At 68.7% G+C, this 25,907-nt stretch carries 25 protein-coding genes; 7 read left to right on the top strand and 18 right to left on the bottom strand.

Going from position 1 to position 25,907, the window contains the following annotated elements; genetic code table 11:
- Positions 1-7: 7 nt before the first annotated feature.
- Positions 8-1,651, top strand: coding sequence for a type VII secretion protein EccE (eccE, locus tag ACWEKS_RS02150; RefSeq protein ID WP_452338390.1), 1,644 nt, complete (start codon positions 8-10; stop codon positions 1,649-1,651).
- On the opposite strand, the gene ACWEKS_RS02145 is transcribed toward eccE, so the two are convergent.
- The 3 genes from ACWEKS_RS02145 to ACWEKS_RS02135 form a co-directional block, all read right to left on the bottom strand.
- Entirely contained in the window at positions 1,648-2,211 is a 564-nt protein-coding gene (locus tag ACWEKS_RS02145) for an NADPH-dependent FMN reductase (RefSeq protein WP_452338389.1), read from the bottom strand. The genes eccE and ACWEKS_RS02145 overlap by 4 nt on opposite strands.
- A gap of 24 nt (positions 2,212-2,235) precedes the next feature.
- Positions 2,236-3,495 (bottom strand): NAD-dependent epimerase/dehydratase family protein, encoded by a 1,260-nt coding sequence (locus ACWEKS_RS02140; RefSeq protein WP_452338388.1) that lies wholly within the window; start codon positions 3,493-3,495, stop codon positions 2,236-2,238.
- A gap of 227 nt (positions 3,496-3,722) precedes the next feature.
- The gene (locus ACWEKS_RS02135) at positions 3,723-4,538 is read right to left on the bottom strand and encodes an S-methyl-5'-thioadenosine phosphorylase (protein WP_452338387.1); all 816 of its coding nucleotides are present in this window, start codon (positions 4,536-4,538) and stop codon (positions 3,723-3,725) included.
- Positions 4,539-4,721: 183 nt separating this feature from the next.
- Here ACWEKS_RS02135 and ACWEKS_RS02130 point away from each other — a divergent pair, with 183 nt between their 5' ends.
- A complete protein-coding gene (locus tag ACWEKS_RS02130; protein ID WP_379382092.1) occupies positions 4,722-4,991 on the top strand; it encodes a metal-sensitive transcriptional regulator in 270 nt (89 codons plus the stop codon).
- Positions 4,992-4,994: 3 nt separating this feature from the next.
- Here the strand turns inward: ACWEKS_RS02130 and ACWEKS_RS02125 are convergent, their stop codons facing one another.
- The 14 genes from ACWEKS_RS02125 to infA form a co-directional block, all read right to left on the bottom strand.
- Positions 4,995-5,990: a nitrilase-related carbon-nitrogen hydrolase gene (locus ACWEKS_RS02125; protein ID WP_452338386.1), complete on the bottom strand. Its 996-nt coding sequence runs from the start codon at positions 5,988-5,990 to the stop codon at positions 4,995-4,997.
- Between the two features lie 79 nt (positions 5,991-6,069).
- Positions 6,070-7,032 (bottom strand): AraC-like ligand-binding domain-containing protein, encoded by a 963-nt coding sequence (locus ACWEKS_RS02120; protein ID WP_452338385.1) that lies wholly within the window; start codon positions 7,030-7,032, stop codon positions 6,070-6,072.
- A gap of 111 nt (positions 7,033-7,143) precedes the next feature.
- Positions 7,144-7,998 carry a nitrilase-related carbon-nitrogen hydrolase gene (locus ACWEKS_RS02115; protein WP_452338384.1) on the bottom strand — a complete coding sequence of 285 codons (855 nt, stop codon included), beginning with the start codon at positions 7,996-7,998 and terminating at the stop codon, positions 7,144-7,146.
- 81 nt (positions 7,999-8,079) lie between these two features.
- Complete coding sequence (locus ACWEKS_RS02110) at positions 8,080-9,060, bottom strand: AraC family transcriptional regulator (RefSeq protein ID WP_452338383.1); 981 nt, start codon at positions 9,058-9,060, stop codon at positions 8,080-8,082.
- Between the two features lie 248 nt (positions 9,061-9,308).
- On the bottom strand, positions 9,309-10,274 hold the full coding sequence (locus ACWEKS_RS02105; protein WP_452338382.1) for a helix-turn-helix domain-containing protein: 966 nt from the start codon (positions 10,272-10,274) through the stop codon (positions 9,309-9,311).
- Between the two features lie 113 nt (positions 10,275-10,387).
- Positions 10,388-11,371, bottom strand: coding sequence for a hypothetical protein (locus tag ACWEKS_RS02100; RefSeq protein WP_452338381.1), 984 nt, complete (start codon positions 11,369-11,371; stop codon positions 10,388-10,390).
- A 305-nt stretch (positions 11,372-11,676) separates the two neighbouring features.
- On the bottom strand, positions 11,677-12,591 hold the full coding sequence (gene truA / locus ACWEKS_RS02095) for a tRNA pseudouridine(38-40) synthase TruA (RefSeq protein WP_452338380.1): 915 nt from the start codon (positions 12,589-12,591) through the stop codon (positions 11,677-11,679).
- Positions 12,592-12,657: 66 nt separating this feature from the next.
- The gene (gene rplQ, locus ACWEKS_RS02090) at positions 12,658-13,158 is read right to left on the bottom strand and encodes a 50S ribosomal protein L17 (RefSeq protein WP_433564634.1); all 501 of its coding nucleotides are present in this window, start codon (positions 13,156-13,158) and stop codon (positions 12,658-12,660) included.
- Positions 13,159-13,212: 54 nt separating this feature from the next.
- On the bottom strand, positions 13,213-14,271 hold the full coding sequence (locus ACWEKS_RS02085) for a DNA-directed RNA polymerase subunit alpha (protein ID WP_040855475.1): 1,059 nt from the start codon (positions 14,269-14,271) through the stop codon (positions 13,213-13,215).
- A 106-nt stretch (positions 14,272-14,377) separates the two neighbouring features.
- Positions 14,378-14,983 (bottom strand): 30S ribosomal protein S4, encoded by a 606-nt coding sequence (gene rpsD / locus ACWEKS_RS02080; RefSeq protein WP_040855473.1) that lies wholly within the window; start codon positions 14,981-14,983, stop codon positions 14,378-14,380.
- Between the two features lie 22 nt (positions 14,984-15,005).
- Positions 15,006-15,419, bottom strand: a complete 414-nt coding sequence (gene rpsK / locus ACWEKS_RS02075) for a 30S ribosomal protein S11 (protein ID WP_040855472.1) — start codon at positions 15,417-15,419, stop codon at positions 15,006-15,008.
- A 9-nt stretch (positions 15,420-15,428) separates the two neighbouring features.
- A complete protein-coding gene (gene rpsM, locus ACWEKS_RS02070; RefSeq protein ID WP_326309472.1) occupies positions 15,429-15,800 on the bottom strand; it encodes a 30S ribosomal protein S13 in 372 nt (123 codons plus the stop codon).
- A gap of 236 nt (positions 15,801-16,036) precedes the next feature.
- Positions 16,037-16,150 (bottom strand): 50S ribosomal protein L36, encoded by a 114-nt coding sequence (rpmJ, locus tag ACWEKS_RS02065; RefSeq protein ID WP_033085975.1) that lies wholly within the window; start codon positions 16,148-16,150, stop codon positions 16,037-16,039.
- Positions 16,151-16,269: 119 nt separating this feature from the next.
- Entirely contained in the window at positions 16,270-16,491 is a 222-nt protein-coding gene (infA, locus tag ACWEKS_RS02060) for a translation initiation factor IF-1 (RefSeq protein WP_040804562.1), read from the bottom strand.
- Between the two features lie 369 nt (positions 16,492-16,860).
- On the opposite strand from infA, the gene ACWEKS_RS02055 reads away from it, so the two are divergent.
- The 3 genes from ACWEKS_RS02055 (at position 16,861) to ACWEKS_RS02045 (ending at position 23,557) form a co-directional block, all read left to right on the top strand.
- On the top strand, positions 16,861-20,373 hold the full coding sequence (locus ACWEKS_RS02055) for a nucleotide-binding protein (RefSeq protein WP_452338379.1): 3,513 nt from the start codon (positions 16,861-16,863) through the stop codon (positions 20,371-20,373).
- Positions 20,374-20,594: 221 nt separating this feature from the next.
- Positions 20,595-21,731 (top strand): DUF7373 family lipoprotein, encoded by a 1,137-nt coding sequence (locus ACWEKS_RS02050; RefSeq protein ID WP_452338378.1) that lies wholly within the window; start codon positions 20,595-20,597, stop codon positions 21,729-21,731.
- Positions 21,728-23,557, top strand: a complete 1,830-nt coding sequence (locus tag ACWEKS_RS02045; RefSeq protein ID WP_452338377.1) for a protein kinase domain-containing protein — start codon at positions 21,728-21,730, stop codon at positions 23,555-23,557. The genes ACWEKS_RS02050 and ACWEKS_RS02045 overlap by 4 nt, the downstream gene beginning before the upstream one ends.
- Before the next feature lie 94 nt (positions 23,558-23,651).
- Here ACWEKS_RS02045 and ACWEKS_RS02040 read toward each other — a convergent pair whose 3' ends face one another.
- Positions 23,652-24,005, bottom strand: a complete 354-nt coding sequence (locus ACWEKS_RS02040; RefSeq protein WP_354830395.1) for a DUF4254 domain-containing protein — start codon at positions 24,003-24,005, stop codon at positions 23,652-23,654.
- A 330-nt stretch (positions 24,006-24,335) separates the two neighbouring features.
- On the opposite strand from ACWEKS_RS02040, the gene ACWEKS_RS02035 reads away from it, so the two are divergent.
- Complete coding sequence (locus ACWEKS_RS02035; protein ID WP_452338376.1) at positions 24,336-25,175, top strand: GntR family transcriptional regulator; 840 nt, start codon at positions 24,336-24,338, stop codon at positions 25,173-25,175.
- Positions 25,172-25,855, top strand: a complete 684-nt coding sequence (locus tag ACWEKS_RS02030; RefSeq protein WP_452338375.1) for a GNAT family N-acetyltransferase — start codon at positions 25,172-25,174, stop codon at positions 25,853-25,855. The genes ACWEKS_RS02035 and ACWEKS_RS02030 overlap by 4 nt, the downstream gene beginning before the upstream one ends.
- Positions 25,856-25,907: the final 52 nt, after the last annotated feature.

Genomic DNA, 25,907 nt, shown 5'->3' with positions numbered 1-25,907 from the left:
ACCGACGATGACGATCGAATCCGGGGAGACGGCGACGCGGCCTTTGCTCGGCCGGATCTCCCTCGCGAACCTGATCTGGGCCCAGGTTGCCGGACTGGTCGTTCTGGTCCTCGGCATACCGTGCGGGCTGGCATGGTGGGGCGCACTCACGCTCGGCATAGTGGTCGGTCTGGTCCTTCTGTTACCTCTTGGCAAACGCACCGTTTCCGACTGGATCGCCACCGGCGGCCGCTTCCGCACCCGGCGCGGCCACCCGCCCGCCGACCTGATCGATTTCCGCGCCCCCGACGGGCGCTCGCTCGGGCTCTACCGGGACGGCAGCCGTGTGGTGGCGGTCGTCGAGGTGCTCGCGCCCAGGGGCGGACTGACCCGGCTCGGGCGCCGCACCGTGCGGTCCACCCATCTGCTGCCGCTGCCGGAACTCGCGAAAAGCCTGAGCCGGCACGACATTCTGCTGTCCGGCATCGATATCGTCTCGCACGGCTTCCGCAGCCGCTCCGGCACACCCGCGGGCGCGATCTACGACACCCTGCTCGGCCCGCTGCCCGCCACCGCGCACCGCACGGTATGGCTGGCCATCGCCTTCGACCCGATCACCTGCCCCCAGGCCGCAACCCGGCGCGGCGGCGGGCTGACCGGCGCGTGCCGGGCGGTCACCATCGCCACCCAGCGCATCATGCGCACCCTCGAGAACGCCGGCTGCTCGGCCCGGCTGCTCACCGCACCCGAGATCCGGCAAGCCGCGCTGCAGGTCACCGCGGGCGTCGATCCGGGCGCGCTGACCCAGCGCTGGCGCTACGCCGAACTCGGCAACGGCGTGAACATCGGTGCGGCCGTGGATCCCCCGCAGCTGGCCTCCGATCTGCTCGCCCAGCTGTGGGTGCCCGCCTCACGCGGCACCACGGTGGCCGTGCGGCTGCGCCCGGGCCGCTGCGCCGACACGGTGCGCATCGGCGCGGCCTGGCGGCTCACCGCCCGCGAGCTGCCCGCGGAACCGGTGCAGCAGCACATGATCTCCATGAACGGCCGCCACCGGGAGGGGCTGCTCGCGCATCTCCCCTTCGCCGTACCGGGCCTGGACGACACCGTGCCCACCGAGATCCGCGACATCGCCGGCATCGGGGCCCTGCAGCTGCCCTCCGCCGGATGCGGCCAGCTGCTCGGCTCCGACGACGACGGCAACGGCGTCGCCATCCGCCTTGTCGGGCAGGGTATTTCGAGCGTCCATCTGGCCGGGGAGCTCTATCTCGCCCAGCAGATCGTCTTCCGCGCGCTGGCCGTCGGCGAACGCATCCTCATCCGTACCGACCGCCCCGAGACCTGGCAGCAGCTGGTCACCACCATCGGCAATCCCGAACGCCTCACCGTAGCCGTCGAAACCCACCAATCCGACGCCGATTTCACCGCGACCCTGGTGGACGGCGTGCTGGCCCCCGCGCCCCACGCCGGCGTCACCACCATCTACCTGACCGGAGACCCGCTCGGCTGGCCCGGCACCAGACCCGACCTGTCCATCCACCAGCCCGCCGCCGCCGGCAACCGGATCGTCCTGCGCACCGGAACCAGCGAGGTGCCTCTGACCCTGGTCTCCATCCCCCGCGAGTCCACCTACATCGGACAGCCCCGCGCCGCCGTCGCGCTCGCGCGCTAGCTGCCCGGATACGGATCCGCGGCGCGGGCGGTGCGCAACGCCGCCGCCCACCAGGCGAGCTGGCGCAGCATGCGATCGGCGGCGTCGATGGCCGCGCCGTCCCGGGTCTCGCCCTCCGCGTCGAACTTGCGTTTGGCCTCATGGAAACTCACGGTCTCGCGGATGGAGACCATATGGATCTCGGCGACCACCTGCCGCAGCTGCTCGACCGCGCGCAACCCGCCCGACAGGCCGCCATAGCTGACGAAACCGATGGGCTTGCCACGCCATTCGCGCTTGACGCTGTCGAAGGCGGTCTTCAGCGAGGCCGGGTAGCCGTGGTTGTACTCGGAGGTGACGGCAACGAACGCATCCGCGGCCCCGATCCGCTGCCGGAACGCCTGCACCTCCGGGGAATCCGTGAGGTTCAGCGGTAGCGGGGTGTCGAGGAGGTCGATGACGCCCACCTCGAAATCCGCGTCGGCGCGGGCGCGGCGCAGAAGCCAGTCCCCGACCACCGGCGCGAACCGCTGGGGACGCACACTGGCGATGATGACCTCGAGCCGCAGCGGGGTGTCCATGCCGGGAGCCTATCGGCTGAGCGGTCAGCGCCGCCCGACCCCGCGCGCGGCATAGTCGGCCAGCCCCTTGGCGGGCTGGGTGCGCGCGGTGAAATCCAGCGCGTGCCGGGCTCTTTCCGGATGCGCGACGATATGGCGGATATCGGTGACGCGGCACTGCCCCGTCACCACCGGGGTCGGCCCGTCCACCGCCTTGGCCATGGCCGAGGCCACCTCCCACAGCGTGAGCGGCCGCCCCGAGGCGATGTTCAACGGCACGAAACCGGGCAGCCGGCGTTCCACGGCCGCAACGGTGGCCACCGCCGCGTCCCGCACATGCACGAAATCCCGCACCTGACCGCCGTCTTCGAACACCTGCGGCGGGCGGCCCGCCACCAGTTCGGCCCGAAAGCGCGCCACCACACCGGATTCCGCCGACCGCACCCGGCGGCCGTCCGCCACCGGCTCGCCGTAGAGCTGGTGATACCGCAGCACCGCGGCATCCCCGCCGGTATTGGCGACCCATGCCAGCGCGTAGTGCTCCTGCGCGACTTTGCTTGCCGCATAGGCGCTCCGGGGCCGCAGCGGTGCGTCCTCCCCCATCGGCTCCCAGGTCAGCACCTCCCCCGACCGCGGCGCGCGATGATCGAACAATCCCCGATCCAGGTCACCGCGCCGCCGCAGACCCGGATAGAACGGCCCGCTGCGCACGCCCCGATACCGGCCCTCGCCGTACACGGCCACCGAGGACCCGAGCACCAGCCGCGGCACCCCCGCCCGCTCCATGGCGGCCAGCAGGACGGCCGTGCCGACGTCATTGTGCGCACCGTAGAGCGCGGCCCAGCGCATGCCCTCCGCGCCCGGCCGCGCCCCGCCGGCCCGGTCCGCGCCGAGCGGGGGGCGCACGCACGGACCGGCGCCCTGGGCGGCATCGTCGCGGCCGCGCTGCCCGTCCACCGAGACGCGGCTCAGATGCGGAAGATCCTGCGGGGCAGCGAGATTCGAGGAATCGGCGGGCACCAGCTCGATCGCGCCCCGCAGCTGCGGCAGCGGCACGGCCGCCGCCAGGTGGCAGACCACGTCGATATCGGCGAGCAGGGGGACGAGCGCGTCCTGATCACGGACATCGAGGCGGGAAACATCCGCGGGGCCAGCGGCATTCGCACCGTGCACGCTCTCGAGCAACGCATCGATCGCGACGACCTCGTGACCGGCCGCCAGCAGAGCGCGGTGCACGTGGGAACCCAAGTAACCGGCCGCACCGGTCAGCAACACGCGTACGGAGTCGGAACCGCCCGCATTCATGGTTCCAGCCTATTCGACCGGCCTCCGACGCTCAGGTCCGCTGGACAAACGTCGCGACCACATTCTCCTTCAGGTCTCTTCGAATCAGACGCAACAACTGATTTCGCGCCGATCAGGGTAACTCGCCGGGAACGCCCAGAATCGGTTTCGTACCCAACCGACGACACGGGTTGCCAACGGTGGACGGCTCTCAGCCGTCCGCCGAAGGCGCGGGGAGGCGGGGGAGCTCAGGGCAGCTCGAAGGGGAGCTGCACGCCGGTACCCGTCAGCACGCGGCACTTGTCGCAGGTGTCGTCGCCCTCGACGGCAGCGACGGCGCGGCGCACCAGCGCCTTGAACGGCACCAGGTTGCGCTCGAACTCGGCGAAGACGGCGGCGGCGCTGACGCCCTCACCGGTCTCCAGGCCCGCGTCCAGGTCGGTCACGAGAGCGATTGCGGCGTAGCACATTTCGAGTTCGCGGGCGAGTACGGCCTCCGGGTGCCCGGTCATGTTGACCAGCGCCCAGCCCTGTCCGGCGTACCAGCGGCTCTCGGCGCGGGTGGAGAAGCGCGGGCCCTCCACCACGACCATGGTGCCGTGGTCGTGCGCGGGCAGCTCGTCGCCCAGGGCGCCGATCGCCGACGAACGCAGTTCCTCGCAGTACGGGTCCGCGAAGGCCACGTGCACCCCGCCGGTGTCGTAGAAGGTCTGGGCGCGACCGGAGGTGCGGTCCACCAGCTGGTCCGGCACCGACACCGTGCCCGGGCCCCAGTCGGCACGCAGGCTGCCGACCGCGCACGGGCCGAAGATGCGGCGCACGCCCAGTGACCGCAGGGCCCATACATTGGCTCGGTAGGGCACGGTGTGCGGCGAGAACTCGTGTTTGCGGCCGTGCCGCGGCAGGAACGCCACCGCCCGCCCCTCCACCTGACCGATGGTGATGGGCGCGCTGGGCGCGCCGTAGGGGGTTTCGACCTCGACCGTGGTCGCATCATCGCCGAAGAAGTCGTAGAACCCGCTGCCTCCGATGATGGCGAGCGTTGCCCGTGGATCCTCACTCATGCCCACGATTCTCGCGCATGCGCGCACGAGTGGTGGGACCAGGGCAAACCATGTACCCTAGGGGGGTATTAACGCCCGGGAGTGAGGACAGCGCAGGTGACCAACGACAAGACCGCGACCACAGACCCGGCTGCGCCCGCCGAAGCCGCCGAGGCCTGCCACGACCACGCCACCCACGGCTACATCACCGCCAAGGACGACTACCTCAAGCGCCTGCGCCGCATCGAGGGCCAGGCCCGCGGCCTGCAGCGCATGGTCGACGAGGAAAAGTACTGCATCGACATCCTCACCCAGGTCTCGGCCATGACCAAGGCCCTGCAGGCCGTCGCCATGGGCCTGCTCGAGGATCACATCAGCCACTGCGTGGTCGACGCGGCCGTCGCCGGCGGCCCCGAGGCCGAGGCCAAGATCAAGGAAGCCACCGACGCCATCGCCCGGCTGGTGCGGAGCTAGCCCTCAGCAGGCGGCGATGCCGCCGGGATACGTACCCAAGGACACGGGCAGCGCCCAGCGGTCCGGGCCGGACTGCCAGCCGGAGGCGACCCGACGGGACCCGCGGCGGACAGGGACGGGGTCGCGGTCCTTGCGGTCACGCGCGGCCGGGACGGAGTCGCGCTGCCGGGTGTCGCCGCTGCCGGCGTCCAGGTCCAGATCGGCGTACAGAATGCCCTCCTCGCCGTCCCCGAGCGGGGTCACCACTTCGCTGCCGTCCGCGGCGTAGATCCGGGCGCGGCCGGTAGGGCCGCTGATCCGAGGGGCGCCCCCCATACCGTCGAACGCCGGCTGCCCCACCACCGCGGTGGGCGCGAGCACGAAGGCGCCGACCTCCAGCGCGTACATCCGGCTGACCGTGATGCTCGAATCCGGCCCTGCCGCATCGGCGTACGGACTGCCGGGCCAGGCGGCCACATGGATCTGCTCCTCGTCGGCGCGTAGCGCACGGGTGAGCAGCGGCCGCTGGTTCTCCTGCCCGGACAGCGCGCCGTACTTGCCGATCGGAGTGTGGTGCACCGCAGGCAGATTCGGAGTTCCGGAGGCGAATATCTTGCGTTCCACGCTGTTCAACCCGGCCTTGCGGCGTACGGACAGCAACTCGCCGGAATCGTCGATCACGGCCTGCGACATATAGATTCGCCGATCCTGCCGTTCGCCGAATCCGAGGACGACGTGAATGCCGTGCGCGGCCGCGGCCCCGGTGATCACGCGCATTTCCACGCCATCCCGAGTCATCGAATTCTCGCGGCACCGAGTCGAGTATTCGACATTCCACTGATTGGTATCGATCCAGCGCCACCAGGGATATCCCGGGAGAAACGCCTCCGGGAATGCGATCAGCCGGGCGCCCTGCGTCGCTGCTGCTCGGATCAGTTCGACGGCCTGCTCCACGCCGTCGGACAGCCGTAGCCAGCTGGGTTCGGCCTGGACGGCGGCGACTCGCACCGTAATCCTCATCGCTGTTCCCTCATGGAACGTGATGCTTGCCAAGAGTTTCCGGCATAACAATGGCGACGAGTGCCGAATCACCGACTGATCATGCCAGGGTGCGAAAAGCCCCCGGAGTCGTGCCCATTTCCAATCGGAAGCTTCGGTAGAAACTACGCTCGGTGAGGAATCCCGATGCTTTCGCAACGGCCGAAAGCGGCAACTGTGGCGCATTTCGCAGTAGGTCGCAAGCACGTTCGATTCGCATGCGGCGCAACACCGTTCCCGGTCCCCCCTCGAACTCGCCGAACACCCGGTAGAGGGTACGACGCGACATGCGGCAGCCCTCGGCGATTCGATCGACTCCGAGATCCGGATCCGCACAGTTGCTGCGCATGAAGGCCAGCACCCGCTGCCGATTCAGCGCGTCCGCGGACTGGTCGTGCGGGGTGCGCCCGGACGCCGCGAGCACCGCCGCCGCCAGCAGATCCATCCCCGGTTCGGCCAGCAGCGCCGCCCCGGCCGGATCGGTGCGCTGCAATCCCGCGACACCCCGGAAGAATTGCGCCACGATTCCCGGCGCGGTTCCACTGGAAAACACGGTGGCCGTGGGGACTTCGGGATCGGAAACGCCGTAGTGATCGCGCAGCCGGCTCAGCGGGACCTGCACCACGACCTGTTCCCACTCCTGCTGCAAGTCCCACTGATAGGGACGAGTGGTGTCGTAGAACACGATCGAACCGGGACGGACATCGGCGACGCGGCCGTCCTGTTGCAGGCGCGCGTGACCCGAAAGCGGAATACTCGCGATCAGATACTCGTCATTCGCCTGCGCTATCAGCCGATCGGTGCGACGGATGAACTGAGTGGAGGATCCAGCGACGGTCAGATCGAGGTCGCCATATCGAGCGTGTTCGATATAGCCAACAAAACGATCGGTCGGTTTTGGTGAAACCGCCAATGGCACATAGGCATCGCTCACGTGCGCTTCCCAGCGCTCGAATGCCTCCGCCGCCGACTGCTCCGGTCCGGACCGCACCTCGATCCGATCGACCGCTTCTGACCGTTCCACTCCCCATCCCTCGATGACAATGGTCGGCCCTTGCACGGCCGAATACTCGGGAGAGTGTGTCAGATCAGGGGAATTCGAGCCAATACCCCCGAGCGGTACGCAGTGATACCACTAGGCCGCGGACTCGAAACTCAGGTCCAGTTCCAGATCGGCGTACAGCAAACCCTGTTCGTGCCCGGCCAGCGGCGACGCCAGTTCCTCGCCGCCCGGCGCGAAGATGCGCGCATGCCCGCCCGGCCCGGGTACCAGCTGCCTGGCCGGCTCCGATCCCCGGCCGCTCTCACCGCCCGCCACATCCATCACCGCACACGCCGCGATCACGTTCAACTGCCCGACCACCGCGTACCAGAGCGTGGCCGCATTGTTCACGCGCACACCCCAATCCACGTCTCGCGCCACGATGAACCCCGGCCAGGACACCACGTGGATCTGCGCGCCGGTGCGCTCCAGCTCCCGCCGTGCGGGCAGATGCAACTGCTCGGAGCCGCCCTGCACCGCGATGCGGCCGATAGCGGTGTGGAAGACCTGCGACTCGCCCGGCTCGCCACTGCGGAAGATCTTGTGCTCCAGCGGCGTCAGCTCGGGCTTGCGACGGATTCCGAGCAGTACCCCGCGATCATCGATGAGGCACTGCGACATGTAGAGCGCACTGGCACTGCGCTCGCTGAAGCCGAGCAGCACGTGGATGCGATGCCGCCGCGCGGCGTCGGCGATACGCCGGAACTCGGTGCGGCCCACCGTCATCGAATGTGTGCGATACCGCGCGAAGAACCCCTGTCCCCAGCTCACCGATTCCAGCCACAACCACCACGGATATCCGGGCAGGAAGGTCTCCGGGAAGGCCACCAGCTGCGCGCCGCCCGCGGCCGCGTCCTCGATCAACTCGATGGTCTGCTGGACACCGGCGCGCAGATCCAGCCATCGTGGCTCGGCTTGGACGGCTGCGACTCGCACCTTGGTCGGCACCGGCTCCTTCGACGGGTATCGGATGATGTGCAATCACCCTTCGCCGAACGTGAACCGGTCACAGCGACATACCGTGCCGGGCTACCGACCGCGCGTGCCTGCGTCCAGTTGTGACCGAAATTGACCGGGCGTCACCCCGGTTTCCTGGCGAAACGCGCGGTAGAAATGGCGATCGGTGGCAAATCCGGAAGCCGATGCAATCGCCGAGAGCGGCCGGGCCGGGTCGGTCCGCAACAGTCGCTGGGCATGCTCGACCCGCATACGGCGCACCAGTGCGGCGGGGCCGCCGATGTCCTCGCACACCCGGTAGAGCGTGCGCCGCGACACCAGGCAGGCGTGCGCCACCTCGTCGACGGTCAGATCCGGATCGGTATAGCGCTGGCGCAGCACCGACAGCACCTGCTGGCGCGTGTAGAGCGAATCGGCCGGCGCCGGCGAGTTCTGCCCGTTGGCCAGCAGCACCGCCGAGGAGAGCATGGCCGTGATCTGCGATTCGAGGGCATGTGCGGCCCGGTCGGTTTCCTTGACCGGGAGGGCCGCCATGCCGCGGAAGAAGTCGACCACCACGCCCATCGCGCCGGTGGCGGGCAGTGCCTTGGCGATCGGTAGCTCGTCGCGCACCAGCCCGGCGTGATCGAGCACCGCGCTCATGGGCGCGCGCACGATCGTGGACACCGCGTTCTCGGTGGTGCGGCTCTCGATCGGGCGGGCGCTGTCGTAGAAGGCGATGGTCCCGGCCCCGCCCTCGGTGATCCGGCCGTTCTGCGCGGTCCAGTTCGCGCCCTCCACAACAATGTTCACCAGCAGGAAGTCCCCGGCGGCCTGATCGAGCTGGCGCTTGTTACGCACCACCCGCTGCGCGCTGGAGGTCATCATGGTGAGACTGGAGTGATCGAACTGGGTGGAGCGTAGCTTGCCGTGCCACTGACCCTTGCCGAGCGGCTCACAGATCGACGGCAGCACCGCGTCGGCCACGATGGCCTCCCACTGCTCGAATGCCTGCCGCGCGGAAACCTCTGAGGTCGTACGGACTTCGGCGCTGGCAGTGGACGCAATACCCACACCGTGCATCATTCCACTACCGGACGCCGGGAAACTGCGAATGAAGCCGACCGATGCGACAAAACGGACCAATCGTCCGGATTGTCCTGGTAGTCAGGCCGATCCGGATAGGCCGCTGCCCGGTCGCCGGCGGCTCGAAGGCGGCGACCGGGCGGCGCCTCACCAGTATTCCCATCCGCAGCGCCGCTGTGACTGCCCGGGCGTGCCAGATCACTGCCAATTGGCGTCAGCCCCGACACACCTCCTGATCAGGCATGACTCAACCGGAATTCGCCAGGGGTCATCCCCATTTCGCGTTTGAAGGCCCGATAGAACTGCCGCTCGGACACGAAGCCCGATGCCCGGCCCACGGACCCCAGCGGCCGAGTCGGATCGGTGCGGATCAGGGCCAGGGCCCGCTCGACCCGCATCCGCCGGAGCATGGCCGCCACACCGTCCTCGCCGTGCTCGAACAACCGGTACAGGGTGCGGCGTGACACCGCGCAGGCGCCGGCCACCTGATCGATGGTGAGTTCCGGGTCGGCGTAATGGCGTTGGATGAACGCCAGCGCCCGCTGTTTGGCCAGCGTCTGCGCGGGTTCGTCACGCGGCAGCTCGCCCGCCGCCAGCTGCACCACCGAAGCGAGCAGTCCCGTACCGTGTTTGGCCAGCACTGCCGCCTGGTCCGGTGCGGTGTACTGCAATTGCGCCAGGCCGCAGAAGAAGCGGCCCACGATGCCGGCCGCCCCCTCGGGCGGGAAGCGCACCGCGGTCGGCAGCCGGTCCGCCGGCACCCCCGACGCCCCCACCACCTCCGCCAGCGGCACCTGCACCGCCACCACGCCCCAGGACTGCTCGAAATGCGCGCTGAAGGGCCGGGAACTGACGTGCAGGGTGAGCCCGCCGTCGGCGAGCTCCCCGACCCGCCCGTCCTGCTCCAGCCAGCCGTGCCCGTGTGTGGTCACGCTGGCGAACAGGATGGGTTCCTCGGGCTCGTGGAGGAGCCGCGGGATCCGGCTGAGGTGCTGACCGCTGGCCGTCACCATGGACACATCGATGCCGTCGAATCGCGATTGCACGATGCGCGCCCGGAACTCCCCCGACCGCACCGGCGTCACCACCAGCGGAACGTAGGCCGCTGCGACAACGGCCTCCCATTCCTCGAAAGTCTCCTGCTGCGAAACCTCCGGTGTGGACCGAACCTCCATCACCGCGGGCTCGACGCCGCCCCTCATCGCCCGATTCTCGCACCCCACGCCCGCCCCGATCCGCGAATTCCCTTAACAACATCCAACTTTCATCACGTCGCCCGAATTTCCCCATTCCCCGCAACTCGCACCACGAATCTTCATCCCGGACTTGCACTTTCACCCACACCCACACCCCCATCCACAATCACATGCCCGTCATTTCCACCCGACATCGAATTCGCCGCTCTGCCCGCCGTGCAGGCCGGACCACATCGAACGGTCGAGTCGATCGTCCGCAGCTGCGCGCGCAGTACCGTCGCGGCGAGCGCATACGGCGGCAGATCGGCGTCCGGGTCGTCGTCGTCCGGGTCGTCGAACACGTCGAGATCCGCCATCAGCGCCGCACGCTCCCGACGCGCCCGCCGATCCAGCACCGCCTCCACCTGCCGGCGAAACTCCCACGGTGACAGTCGCTCCGTGACGCCGGGCAGGTCCGCGCCGGCCAACTGCCGCGCCACGGCCGTCCGATCGCCCGGGAGCAGGTCGATGACCTCCGCGACCTCCCCGCCGTCATGGAGCATCCAGACGAGGAAGGTATGGATGCGGTCCGCGCGTTCGAAACTGCCGACGAGCACCGAAGCGTCTGCGGCAGTCGAGCGGGTGCACGCTACCGCCCGCAGCGGTGCTGCCGCCCGGACGGACCAGCCCGGCACGCTCACCCCCTGCGCCTCGAGCCGATCCGCCGCGGCACCTGCCGCACGCGACAGCTCGGCGGTCGAGAGCCGGGCCAGGGCGCGCAGCGTGCCCAAGGCGTCCGAGGTCGCTCGCTCCTCGAGCACGAGCACCGCCCACGCGCCGAACAGCTTGGCGAACCCTAGATCCTCGTCGCCCCCGGCGAGCAGATCGGCGACCAGGAATTCGACCTCCAGGGGATCGGTGTCATCCCCCAGCTCGGCTGCATCCGCCAGCACACGGTCGATCGGCTCCCGTAGATCGAGCCCCTGCCCGTCGAACCGGGCGACCTCATCCTCGTGCGATACGAGCTCATCCTCGTGCGATGCGAGCGCCCGCTCCGGCCGTCGCCCGCCGCCACGCCCACCCTTGTGCTTTCGACCCCCGCGGGCCCGCTTCGATTTCCCCATACCAAGGACTATCCGCCCGTACCCCGGCCACCACATCGCAAAGCGAAACTTCGCACCCTCGAACCAAAAAGAAGTTCACCCTCTACTTTTCGCGCTCATTCACGCTGCGGCCCAGCGTGCCGCCGGCGACCGGCCGGCGGTTGCACCGGTGCAGCCACGCAGGTGGCCCGGCCCGGGTGCGCGGGTGCGTCCGAGTGCCCGAAACAGCCGAGACCGCACACCGGTTGGCGGAACACGGCGTCGGCGCGGTCGCTGGTCAGCGTTCGGCCGGCCGGTTGGCGTGTACCACACGGGTGCAGGACGAGTCAGTCGCCGCAGCAACCTTCGGGGTCGGGAACGGTGCGGACCTCGCGGGTCTGGGCATTGCGGGCGGCCAGGTCGGCGTCGTCCGGGTAGTCGACCGCGATCAGCGACAGGCCGTGGGCCGGGGCCACGGTGACAGAGCTCGAGCGCTCACGCTCGTTCAGCAAATCGGCGATCCAGGCGGGAGTGCGGCGGCCTTCCCCCACGGCCAGGACACCGCCGACCAGGCTCCGGACCATCGACCAGCAGAAGGCGTCGGCGCTGACATAGGCGGTCAGCAGGTCGCCCTCCTGGACCCAGTCGAAGCGCTGCAGTTCGCGGATGGTGGTAGCGCCCTCACGGCGGCGGCAGAACGCGGCGAAATCGTGCAGGCCCAACAGTTTTCGGGACGCCTCACGCATGGCCTCGACATCGGGGCCCGGGCGGCAGGGGACGACACTGCGCGCCCGAAGCGGTTCCGCGCCAAAGGGAGCCGTGGTCAGCCGGTAGGCATAGTGGCGGCGGATGGCGGAGAAGCGGGCGTCGAACTCGGGCGGCGCGAGGCGGACAGCCTTGACACGCACATCCTTCGGCAGGAAGCGCGCCAGCCGGTGCACCAGCTTGGGGCCGTCCACCTCGGTGTGCGTATCGAAGTGCGCGACTTGACCTTCCGCGTGCACGCCCGCGTCGGTGCGCCCGGCCACGGTGAGCTGGATGGGCTCGCGCTGCACCTTGCTCAGTGCGTCCTCCAGCACGCCCTGCACGGTGCGCAGGCCGGGCTGGCGCGCCCAGCCGGTGAAATCGGTGCCGTCGTAGCTGATGTCCAGCCGTACCCGAATCGAAACCGGTTCGGGCGTCGGATCCTCCACGGTCACAGCGATCTCCTGGTTAACATGGAGAAAGCCCGCCGACCCGGAGGGGACGGCGGGCTCACTCATGGAATCTCACCCTCGGGGTTTCAGGGGATGCCCCGGAAACCCCTTGTCGAGTCCGAAGGACCGGATTTACTCCGCGGCCTTGTCCTCGGCGGCAGCCTCTTCGGCCGGAGCCTCGGCGACAGCCTCTTCGGCCTTGGCCTCGGCCGGAGCCTCAGCAGCCTTCTGCGAAGCGGCGACACGACGGGCACGGTCGGCCTCGTTGGTCACGGTCTTCTCGCGGACCAGCTCGATGATCGCCATCGGAGCGTTGTCACCCTTGCGGGGGATGGTCTTGATGATGCGGGTGTAGCCACCCTCACGGCCCTCGAACGAGGGACCGATCTCCGCGAACAGGGCGTGCACGATGTCCTTGGAGCGGATCACCTTCATGACCTCGCGACGGTCGGCCAGGGTGCCGCCCTTCGCCTTGGTGACAAGCTTCTCGGCGTAGGGGCGCAGCGCCTTGGCCTTGGCCTCGGTGGTCGTGATGCGACCGTGCTCGAAGAGCGCCGTCGCCAGGTTGGCGAAGATCGCCTTCTGGTGCGACGCCGTCCCGCCGAAGCGGGCACCCTTCTTGGGCTTGGGCATTTGTTTGAATCTCCTGTGTTGAAGGCCGATTCGGGGCGCTACACCCCGAATGACCTAAAGCTGTTCGGTCTCGGCGTAGTCCTGCTCGCCGTTGTCGGTGTCGCTGAACGAACCGCTGTCGCTCCAGGTGCCGCTGGCCGCGTCGTAGCCGACGACGGAGGACGGATCGAAGGAAGCCGGAGAATCCTTGAGGGACAGGCCGAGCGAGTGCAGCTTGACCTTGACCTCGTCGATGGACTTCTGACCGAAGTTGCGGATGTCCAGCAGGTCCGACTCGGTGCGGGCGACCAGCTCGCCGACGGTGTGCACGCCTTCACGCTTGAGGCAGTTGTACGACCGCACGGTGAGATCCAGGTCCTCGATCGGCAGGCCGAACGAAGCGATGTGGTCCGCTTCGGCCGGCGAGGGGCCGATCTCGATGCCCTCGGCCTCGACGTTCAGCTCGCGCGCGAGACCGAACAGCTCGACCAGGGTCTTGCCCGCCGACGCCAGCGCATCCCGCGCGGAGATCGAGTTCTTGGTCTCGACATCCAGGATGAGCCGGTCGAAGTCGGTGCGCTGCTCGACACGGGTGGCCTCGACCTTGTACGTCACCTTGAGAACCGGCGAGTAGATCGAGTCAACCGGAATCCGGCCGATTTCCGCACCCGACGCCTTGTTCTGCACGGCCGGGACGTAGCCGCGACCGCGCTCGACCACGAGCTCGATCTCCAGCTTGCCCTTGTCGTTCAGGGTGGCGATGTGCATGTCCGGGTTGTGCACGGTCACGCCCGCCGGGGGGACGATGTCACCGGCGGTGACGGTGCCCGGGCCCTGCTTGCGCACGTACATGGTGACCGGCTCGTCCTCTTCGGACGACACGACCAGGCCCTTGAGGTTCAGGATGATGTCGGTGACATCCTCCTTCACGCCCGGGACGGTGGTGAACTCGTGCAGCACGCCGTCGATGCGGATGCTGGTGACAGCGGCACCAGGAATCGACGACAGCAGCGTGCGGCGCAGCGAGTTGCCGAGGGTGTAACCGAAGCCCGGCTCCAGCGGTTCGATGGTGAACCGCGACCGGTTCTCGGACACGACCTCTTCGGTCAGCGTCGGTCGCTGTGAAATCAGCATTTCTTCCTCCTTCGAGCGCCCACCATTTGACGCTCACGATTGGGAACTGTTGCGGCCCTGGCGGTTACACCGGGGCCGCAACCAGCGGCGCGCGTACGCGCACCTATTACTTCGAGTAGAACTCGACGATCAGCTGTTCCTGCAGCGGAACATCGATCTGCGCACGCTCGGGGAGCTGGTGCACCAGGATCCGCAGCCGGCCGGGAACGACCTGCAGCCAGCCCGGGATCGGGCGGTCGCCGACGGTCTCACGCGCCACCTGGAAGGGGTACATGGCCAGCGACTTCGGCTTGACATCGATGATGTCGTACTGCGAGACCTGGAAGCTGGGCACATCGACCTTCACACCGTTGACGGTGAAGTGGCCGTGCGAGACCAGCTGACGGGCGCCGCGACGGGTCCGGGCCAGACCGGCGCGGTACACGACGTTGTCCAGCCGCGACTCGAGCAGACGCAGCAGGTTGTCGCCGGTCTTGCCCTTCTGGCGGTTGGCCTCTTCGTAGTAGCGGCGGAACTGCTTCTCCATGACGCCGTACGAGAAGCGAGCCTTCTGCTTCTCCTGCAGCTGCATGAGGTACTCGGACTCCTTGATCCGCGCGCGGCCGTGCTGGCCGGGCGGGTAAGGACGACGCTCGAACGCCTGGTCGCCTCCGACGAGGTCGACACGCAGACGACGCGACTTGCGGGTGATAGGGCCGGTATAACGAGCCATTGTTTTCTACTCTTCCTTCCCGCTAGACGCGACGCCGCTTGGGCGGACGGCAGCCGTTGTGGGGCTGCGGGGTGACATCGGAGATCGTGCCGACCTCGAGGCCGGCGGCCTGGAGGGAGCGGATCGCGGTCTCGCGGCCCGAACCCGGGCCCTTCACGAAGACGTCGACCTTCTTGACGCCGTTCTCCTGCGCCTTGCGGGCAGCGTTCTCGGCGGCCAGCTGCGCGGCGAACGGAGTCGACTTACGCGAGCCCTTGAAACCGACGTGGCCGGAGGACGCCCAGGAGATGACGTTGCCTTCGGGGTCGGTGATGGACACGATCGTGTTGTTGAACGTGCTCTTGATGTGCGCGTGGCCGTGCGGGATGTTCTTCTTATCCCGGCGACGCGACTTCTGAGTCTTCTTCGGGCCCGAGGCCCGGCTCTTCGGAGGCATGCGCTATCCCTACTTCTTCTTGCCGGCGACGGTCTTCTTCGGACCCTTGCGCGTGCGGGCGTTGGTCTTGGTCCGCTGGCCACGCACAGGCAGGCCACGACGGTGGCGGATGCCCTGGTAGCAGCCGATCTCGATCTTGCGACGGATGTCGGCCTGCACCTCGCGGCGCAGGTCACCCTCGACCTTGAAGTCCTGCGCTTCGATGAAGTCGCGGAGCTTGGTCAGGTCGTCATCGCTGAGGTCCTTCGACCGCAGGTCCGGGCTGACGCCCGTCTCCGCGAGGATCTCCTTGGCGCGGGTACGGCCGATGCCGAAAATGTAGGTCAGCGCGATCTCCATGCGCTTTTCGCGCGGGAGGTCGACGCCCATCAGACGTGCCATGGTTGGCGATTCCTTACTTTTGCGGAGGTCTGCTCCCTGTCCGTCCCCTCGTGAGTGGGGCCCCGGCCTCCGTACCGGGGGTGGGCCGCCATCCGTCCCCTACGGGACTCGGCGACGGCGACTGGTGCTGGGAGTTTCTTCTTTGTTGCCAATCCGAACTGCGTTCGGTGCTTGGCGGTGAGCGACCGGGGGCGTGAAGAATCCACAGTCCCGGCGATCACGGCACGAGGCCGCAATCAGCCCTGACGCTGCTTGTGGCGCAGGTTCTCGCAGATCACCATGACCCGACCGTGGCGGCGGATCACCTTGCACTTCTCGCAGATCGGCTTGACGGACGGCTGAACCTTCACGTCAGATCCAATCTGGGTTGGTGTTCACTGGCCGTGAACACAGTTTTTCCCCGGCCGGTTTGACCGGGGAAAACCCGGGACTCGCGGCCCCGGAAGTCTTTGGCACCCGCGGGGGTGACTCACTTGTAGCGGTAGACGATGCGGCCGCGGGTCAGGTCGTAGGGCGACAGCTCCACGACGACGCGGTCCTCGGGCAGGATGCGGATGTAGTGCTGCCGCATCTTGCCGCTGATGTGGGCCAGCACCTTGTGACCGTTTTCCAGCTCGATCCGGAACATCGCGTTGGGCAACGGCTCGATAACCCGGCCCTCGACCTCGATGGCCCCTTCCTTCTTCGCCATATCCTCCGCGATCCCGGTTAGGCTGAACCTGGTTGGTTCAAGCTCATTACGGCAGGTCGGCCCCGAAGTTGGTGGTGCATTGCGGCCAACCCGGTGACATACTCACTGGAGGCGGCACTAGGACATGCCACAACCACTATGTAAGTCACCAGCGACCTAGCTTACCCGTTTCCCCAGACCCGGCCAAATACGGGTGTCGTGACGTGCCCCGCTGTGCACAGCCGATCCCACCGGTCGCGTGCAGCACGCCACCGGGCGGACGAGATACGCCGGGCACGCACCCGTCGGAGATCGCTAAACTACGCGCTGTCCTGCACGCTCAATCGAACACCGGGGGTAGATGTGAGTCGCGAGAACGACGGACTCCCAATGCTCCCGCCCTGGCTCTCCGAGAGCGACGTCGCCGCAACCGGTTACGAGGCTCCCGTCGAGAACCTCCCTCAGGACGAGGTCATCCCCGAGCAGAAGGGCGGCCGCGGCCTCTTCGGCCGGCGCAAGCCGCGCAAGGACGCGCCACCCGAGCCCACCGCCCAGCCGCCCGCCGCGAATCCCGCCTCCACCTCCGGTGGCGCCGAGCCGAATCCGTGGGCCTCGCAGCCGGCCACCCCGATGCCGACCCGCGACCCCGGCACCCACTTCAACCTCCCGCACCGCGGCGACCAGTCGGGCAGCGCGAATCAGCAGTCCAACGGACACAACACGCGACTGCCACAGCCCAACGGCCACGGCCCGGCACAGCCGCCGAATGGCCAAACTCCGGCCCAGCTCCCGCAGAACGGCCGGCGCCCTGCGCCCGGGCCGCACAATGGGCAAGGCTCCACGCCGCCCAACGGTCAAGGCTTCGGCGGCACACCGCATCCCGGCCAGGCGCCCAACCTTCCGCAGGGGCCTCGCTTCGACATCCCTCCAGCCAATGGCGGACAACCCGGACACCCGGCCGCCCCGGAACCGGCTCGCCCGGGTCCTCATTCGGGCCCGCTCGGCCCCACGCCCGGTCCGCAGTTCTCGCCTCCGCCGACGCCCCCGGTTGATCCGACGCAGCGCATCGCCGGTGCCGAACCGGCTCGGCCGGGTCCGCTGGGACCGGTACAGGGTCCGCAATTCTCGATGCCGCCCACGCCGCCCGCCGAACCCGTGGATCCGGCCGAGCTGTCCGCTCCGGCGCAACCGCAGCAGGCGAAACCCGACTTCACCCCGCCGCCACTGCCGTCTTCGCCGAACTCACCACAGGGCCCGAGTGCCGCTGAGTCGCATCCGAGGGGCGCCTCCCTCGCCAGTGCATCGGCCGTGGGTACTCCCGGCCCGGCCAACCTCGCGCGTCCCCCGGCGGATCCCACCACCCGGGCGCCGCTCCCGCCCTCCCCCGGTGAAGTCGACTCGGCCGCAAACGATCCGGCGCTCCGCGCCCCGCGCCCGCCGCTGCCCCCGTCCCCCGGCGAAGCCGATACCGCAGCCGATCCGGCCGACGCCACCACCAAGATGGCGCACCCGCCCCTGCCCCCGGCTCCGGGCGACCTGGACGCGACCGGCTCCGGCATCATCGCCCCGGCCGCCCCGACCACACGCACACCGATCCCCCCGGCCCCCGAAACCGGCCACGCCGCAGATCAACCGGACTCCCGTCAGCCCGATGACACCGGCCACGCGGACCCCGGCCAGGCCGCCGTACACGAACTGCTCGAGGCCCAGCCGGCCGGTCTGTCCGGCACGCCCACCGACGGCGAGCAAGCCGACCCGAACACCGCTTTCGACCAGTCGATGACCCCGGGCCGTCACCGCGCCGCGGAAGTCCCACTCCCGCAGCCATCGGGCCCTCACCCCGGCGACCCCGTACCCCCTGCACCGCAAGGGAATTCCACCCCGCCCACCCCCGGCCAGAACGACAACCGCCCGCCCCTGCCCCCGATGCCCGGCACCTCGCCGCACGGCACGGGACCCATCCCACAGGTTCCCGCAACCGGTCCGCAGGGATCAGGCCCGCTGGCACAGAGCACTGGATCCGGTTCGCTGCCCCAGATTCCGGGTCCCGGCGCGCAGATGTCCGGCAATGACGGCCAGTGGATCCCGCCCTCGCCACCGGTTCCGGGCCCGTTCCCAGGCGCACAGGCGATGCCGCCGGCGGCTGATTCCGGGCTTCCTCCGATGCAGCCGACTCCAGGGTTCCCGGCGGGTCCTGTTCCGCCGCAGCCGAATCCGTGGGGGCAGGCACCGGGGCCGAACTTCACCCATCCGGACGGTTCGTCCGGCAACACCGATGGGGATGCGAACCCCTGGGCGAACGTACCCATGTCCGAGGCAGCAGCTGCGGGTCTGAACGGCCCGCAGGCGAATGGTCCGGGTCGACCCGATTCGGGGATGCCGGCGATGCAGCAGACCCCGGGATCCCCGGCGGGTGCGGTTCCGCCGCAGTTGAATCCTTGGGCGCAGGGGCCGGATGGGCCGATGCCGGGTGGCCCGGACGCCACCAACCCGGACGCGAATCCTTGGGCGAACGCGCCCATGTCCGAGGCGGCAGCCGCCGGGTTGACCGGGCCGCACGCCGGTGGTCCGGGAGCGCAGGGCACGGGTGCTGGTGGGCAAATGCCCTGGGCCGCATCGGGACAGGAACAGGGCGCTGTTCACCCGAACGGATCCGGGCCGGATGCGGGCAATGTGCCTGGCGGCCCGGGACAGCAGGGGTTCGGTGGGCCCGGGAGCCAGGCTGCGCCGGGCCAGCCGGAGGCCGCCGTCCCCGGGCAGTACGGCACAGGCCCGGGACAGGCCGGTGCTCCAGGGCGACATGGCGTCTCGACGCCAGGGCAAGCCGGGGCTCCGGGCCAATATGGTGTTTCGGCTCCTGGGCAAGGCGGGGGTCCGGGACAGTACGGTGTGCCGGCTTCCGGGCAGCCGGGGGTCGGTGGGCCGGGGGCGGGCGGCTGGGGTGCGGGCGGGCCGCGCGGGTTTGCCGGTGGTCCCGTGCCGTCGCTGGATGATGTGCCGATGCGGCGGGCCAAGAAGGCCCCGGAGTCGGGGTGGCGGCGGGCCGTGCACCATATGTCCGGTGGCGCCATCAATCCCGGGATGTCGGCGGAGGAGCGGCGGCTGCAGGAGTTGGTCGCGCGGATCCGGCAGCCGGTGCGCGGGGATTACCGGATCGCGGTGCTGTCGCTGAAGGGCGGCGTCGGGAAGACGACGACCACCATGGGGTTGGGCTCGATCTTCTCCTCGATTCGCGGGGACCGGGTGATCGCGGTCGACGCGAACCCGGACTTCGGGACGCTGTCGCAGCGGGTGCCGCTGCAGACCCGGTCGACAGTGCGGGATCTGTTGCTGGACGAGCAGATTCAGCGGTATTCGGATGTGCGCCGCCACACTTCGCAGGGCAGCAGCCGCCTGGAGGTGCTGGCCAGTGAGCGGGATCCGGCGGCGTCGGAGGCGTTCAGCGAGGAGGAGTACCGCGCGGTCGCGCGCATCCTGCAGCGCTTCTACAACATCATCCTCACCGACTGCGGTACCGGCCTGATGCATTCGGCCATGGCCGGCGTGCTGGATCTGGCGCACTCCCTGGTGCTGATCTCGTCCTCGGCCATCGACGGCGCGCGCAGTGCCGCCGCCACCCTGGACTGGCTGTCGCTACACGGGCACGATCATCTGGTTCGCAATGCCGTGGTGGTGATCAACCTGCCGCGCCCGGGCGCCCCGAATGTCGGCATCAATCAGCTGCGCGACTATTTCCTGTCGCGTTGCCGCGCAGTGCACATCATCCCCTACGACGCGCATCTGGGTGAGGGTGCGGAGATCGATCTGCACCGCCTGAGCAAGCCCGCCAAACGCGCGTATGTCGAGCTGGCGGCCACCGTCGCCGATGATTTCGGGGCCGACCACCGGCACTATCGGGGCTGAGCCGGGGCCGGTCCCGGCACCGGTTCCGAATCTGTTCGCGGGCAGTGGCTTCGACCGGGACGGCTGCGCATGACATGGCACCGGCCGGGTGCTAGTTTGTGGCTCGATCGCGCCGCTCGCCTCGGCGCGATGCGGGTTTTGCACGTACGGCCGGCCCGCCACTGACCGGTGGGTGAGGGGAACGGATGCGTCTGAGGTCCGGGCGATGGTGCGCCGCCGGAATGGGTGCCGCCGTGCTGGTCCTGGCCGCCGCGTGCGGGAACGACGGCGGTGCACCGGATTACGGGCCGTACGCGATTCATGGCGACGATGACTTCGATCGGCAGCCGAGCCGGATCCGCGGCATCTTCGCCGAGTCGGTGCGGCTGGCGGATCACATCGTCTTCGCGACCGATATCGATCCCGACCTGACGACGGTGCGCGGCGGCGGGATCTCGGCCGACGATCGCGGCTTCCACGAGACCGCGCTCTCGCCGCAGCAGCGGGCGGCGGCGCGCCCCTTCGGCGTGGCCGGTTCCTTCGGTATCGCGGCCGCGAACCGGCCTGGCGGTGACGGTCCGCCCCAGAAGTATCTGGCGATATCGCTCACGGCATTTCGCGACGAGCAGTCGGCGACGGCGGCCGCGGCGGAGATGGCGCGGGTCGATTTCGCGGCGAGTCCCGACAACGCGCCGGTCGGGGTGGATGCCTTCCCGGCCGCGCTGAGTCATTGGCGGCCGGGCGTCCCTGCGCTGGGCAGTCTCATGGCGTGGCAGAACGTGGTGATCCGGGTGTACGCCGAACTGCCGGATCCCGATCTGGGCCGGCTGGTCGACATGGTCACCACCACCTATCGCAAGCAGGTGGCCGGGCTGGCCGGTGTCGACACCTCCCCCGTTCCGGATCCGGCCACGGTGCCGCTCGATCCGGACGGCCTGCTGATCCGGCTGGTGCGCACCGGTGATCCGCTGGCCGACCCGAAGACGTTCGCCGCCTTCGGGGTCCGCGCCTTCTCGGCGCTCTCACCGGAGCCACCGCACACTTTCGACAAATACTCCGGCAGCGGCGTGACAGCGCTGGCGGTGTCCCACAACAAGTACCTGTATCGGATGCGGGATTCGAAGGCCGCCGCACAGTACGGCCGAGACCTCGCCGCCGACCCTGAGAACTCGGAGTACACCTGGATGCGTAATGTCCGCGGCCTGACCGCCGCAACCTGTTCGCAGGCGACCCGCCCGGACCCGAAATCCGTGCAGGCCCGCCGCTATCGCTGTGTGGTGGTGCGCGACGGGTATGTGGCGGTGGTCTACAGCAATACCGAGACCGATGTCCGGCAGCTGGCGGCGGCGCAGTACGCGATCATGGGAGGTCCGCGATGAAGGCACTGCTGCCCGACGATCCGCGCTGGATCGGCCCGCACCATATGATCGCCGTCATCGGCACCGGCGATATGGGCCGGGTGCTGCTGGGCCGCACGCCCACCGGAAAGCTGGTGGCGGTCAAACAGATTCACCGCTCGCAGACCGTGGATATGGAGTTCCGGGCGCGCTTCCAGCGGGAGCTGGAGACCACCAAGCAGCTGACCGGACCGTATACGGCGGCCGTGGTGGACAGTGACGCGGATGCCGAACGCCCCTGGCTGGCCACCGAATACCTGCCGGCGCCGGATCTCGCGACGGTCGTCGCGGCCTGCGGTCCGCTGCCGCTTCCGGGCCTGCGCCTGCTGGCGATCGGCCTGGCCACCGCCCTGATCGAGGTGCACCGGGCGGTGCTGGTGCACCGGAATCTCAAGCCCGGCAATGTCCTGCTGATGCCCGAGGGCCCGCGCATCATCGATTTCGGTATCACCCGGGCACGCGACGGCGAGGGCGCCTCGGCCGCCGTCGCCGACGCTGCTCCCTACCTGGCCCCCGAGCAGGCCGGGGGCGAGCCGGTGACCTCCGCCGTCGACATCTACGCAATCGGCATGCTGCTGGTCCTGGCCGCCACCGGATCCATGTCCGCCACACCGGATCTGCAGGCGGTCCCGCATGCGCTGCGCAAACTGGTGGAGTCCTGCCTGGCGCCCGATCACGCGCATCGCCCGTCGGCGCGTCAGCTGCTGGAGCAGGCGGAGCGCATTCCCGCGGAATCGGCGTGGCCGCAACCGGTGCTGGAGTTCATCGAGACGCATCGAGCAGATGCCGAGTGGTGGGCGTCCAGCGGTGAGCAGGAGACCCGCTACCGGGATCAGCTGGCGCGCTTGGCCGGTCGGCGGCGGCGGACGATCGGCTGGGCGGCGGCGGCCGTCACCGGCCTGGTGGTGGTGAGCGGCACGCTGGCGGGGCTGAGCCGGTCGTCGCAGACCGACGGCCATGCCCAGCCGCGCACGGACCCGTCACTGGACTTGACGGCCATGGAATTGCGGCTGCTGGACTTCTGCGCGGTCATCGACAAGGCGGTGCCCGGCAAGCTCGGCACACGTACCGGTGATCCGCAAGCCTCGCCCGAGGGCGGCTGCGGCACCACCGTGGTCGATTCGACGCAGCGAAAGGTCCACTACAACCTGGACATTCCCGACCACGCCATCGGTGTGGACCAGTTGACGCCGACGGGCCGGACCGCCGGCTGGGGCCCGATCCTCAGCGCCGGAGCCGCGGACAACAAATGCGACACCGTGCTGGTGACCCAGTCCGGCGGGAATGTGCCGCTGCGGATGTCGGCCGAGGAGCTGGACCCCGCGGCCCAGCCGGGCACCGCCTGCACCGCGGCGGAGGACGCGCTGACCGCCGTCGCACAGCAGCTCACCTCGTACGTGCCGCAGCGGACAGTCCCGTCGAATTCGATTCTGCGCGTGGACCCGTGTTCGGTGGTACAGGACAGCACGATTCGGGAGATCGTCGGCGATATCGCCGACCATCAGCGCGCCCCGCACGCCTGCGCGACCATCGGCCAGGACGGCTGGGTCCGCGTCGACCTGGTCGACCAGAGCCGCCCCGATCAGGGCGAGTGGACCTACGAGACCCTGCAGGCCGGCGAATTCACCGCGTACGTCATCGGCGCACGCTCCAGCAACGACTGCTACCTCAGCTATCTGGTGCGGCCCACGGATAAAGGCAATGCCGAGCAACTGAAGCTCACGGTGTCCGATCTGTCGAATTCACCAGATGCATGCGGCAAGGCCGTGACACTGCTCGACGAGGCCATCCGGCAACTGCCGAAGTAGCCAACTCCGCGCACTGTAATTGCAAATGATCTTTCGCGCGGAACATGGCGGTCCGGGCCGCCCTCGGGCCCGGACCGCACAGTTGTTTCGTTATTCACCAGGCGGGCAGCCGCCGCCGACCGGCGAGCACATCACGAACGAGATCGTCGTAAGCGTCCGACAATTCGGCTAAATGGTGCCAAGCGCCGTGTAGCATTTCATCATTCGCGTCAAGGGTCATCAACGCGTGATGAGCCCGAACCGAAGCCTCTGCGAGGCGATCGATGACCGAACCGACCGTTTCGGTGTGCAGGGTCGCACCCAGCCGATGCTGGGGAACCGAGCGCACGATCCAGTCGTCGATGGCCATGACCAATTCGATTCGGCGGCGCTTTGTTTCGACGATCGAGGTGGGATCGGTTTCCGGACCGATACCGCCGCGCCCGACCAGCCGCCGCTCGTGCAGCACCGCGAGATCATGGGCGAACCACAGCAGGGGTCCGCCGATCACCCGGTGACCGCGACAAGCGCGCAGTAGTAGGTCGGAGGTCGGCAATAGGCCGGCAGCCAAGGGCTGCGCCTCCATATCCGCATACGAAGCGGACACGTCGGGCAATGCCACAACGACCGTGTTTGTTGTCTCCGAACCTGCCACGTTGCCTCGCGTTCTTCGACGTATAACAACACCGCATTCAGGACGTTCATTACAATAAACCTCAGAATGCTGGTGTCAAGCCTTACACGGCAGTAGTACTACCGGAGTAGACTTTTGGCCTTGAAGCAACAACCGAGGAGCGAGATGGCGGACGGTCCGAGATATCAACGGATCGCAGACCTCCTCCGCGAGGAGATCCGCGCCGGCAAGTGGGAACCGGGCGATCGACTGCCGAGTCACAATGAGCTGGCCGACCAGATGCAGGTGTCGATTACGACTGCTCGCAACGCAATTCAGCTCCTGGTTGCCGAAAACCTGGTTTACACCGCCACTTCCCGGGGCACCATCGTGCGCAGTCAGGAAGTGCTGGAATCCGTTGTCACCAACCATATTCGGCCGGACCGGCCGAAGGCGGCGCACGACATCTTCTCCGAGATCGCGCGCGCCGCTCGGCGGGAGCCGTCCAAACAGTTCAGCGCCAGAATGGAACCGGCCAGTCCGGAAGTGGCGCACTGGCTGGGTGTCGCGCGCGACGAGTGGGTCGTGTCGCGCACGATCATGCAGTATCTGGACAACGAGCCGTGGTCGTGGGAGGTCAGCTTCTATCCGCGAGATCTGGCCGAGGCCACCGGAATCGACGCACCACACGACATTCCGGAGGGCACCACGCGGCGGCTCGCCGAACGCGGATTCGGCGAGACCGCCCATCGCGACACCATCGTCGCCCGACCCGCCACGGCCGAGGAGGCGGCGCTGCTGGGCGTGGGCCCGGGTACGCTACTGCTCGACCACCTCCGCATCGGAGCGAATCACGATCGCGTCACCCGAGTGACGCGCCATCGTTCCACAGCGGCCCGCAACCGATTGGCATACGAATTGGGCGATGACGAAGGAACGGACATTATTCGTAAAACTCTAGGTGCTCCATTTCCGTCCGGAAATTCCCATTCCTTCGGTAATTCCCTGCTACCCGGTTCGCCATGAAGCCGCACCTGCGCCGCGCCCGCATCGCCGATCTTGGGACCATCACCCGGTTCCGGCTGCAACGTACGAGCTGGCTGGCGGCGCGCGGCAGTGACCAGTGGACGCGGGCCGGGCGAGGACTCCCCATCGAGACCTTCGTCCGGTCCGTCGCCCATGCGGTCCGCCAGGGCGAGACCTGGATCGCCGAGGTGGACGGCGAAGCGGCCGGCACCATCACCGTCAACGACCGCGCCGACGAAAACCTCTGGTCTCCGGGCGAACTCGCCGACGCCGTGATCGTCCACTACATGATCGTCGACCTCCGCTTCGCCGGAACCCGCGTGGGCGAAACCCTGCTGGCCCACGCCGCCCACCTGGCCCGCGGACAACACCGCACCTGGGTCCGCCTCGACGCCTGGACCACCAACACCGACCTCCACGCCTACTACCTCCGCGCCGGCTTCCACCTCGCCCGCATAGCCGGCCCCGAAGCCACCGGCCCCTCCCGAGCCCTCTTCGAACGCCCCACCGCAGCCTGGCCCCACCCGGTCACGACGCGCCCAGCCCTCACCCTGGCAGCAGGCGAAACCACCCGCTTCACCCGGAACCCGGACCCCACCACCATCTGGTCCCTCACCCACAACCCACTCCTGCGCACCCTCCCCGGCGCGATCACCGAGCCGGGCCCGGCAACCACGTGATCCCTGTGGCTACTGCATCTCAGCGGCGCATTTCCGGATCGTCACCGGCGTA

This window comes from Nocardia sp. NPDC004711 (genome assembly GCF_053601595.1).
The sequence above is the reverse complement of the archived record's forward strand: the minus strand, read 5'-3'. Positions and strand labels throughout refer to the sequence as shown.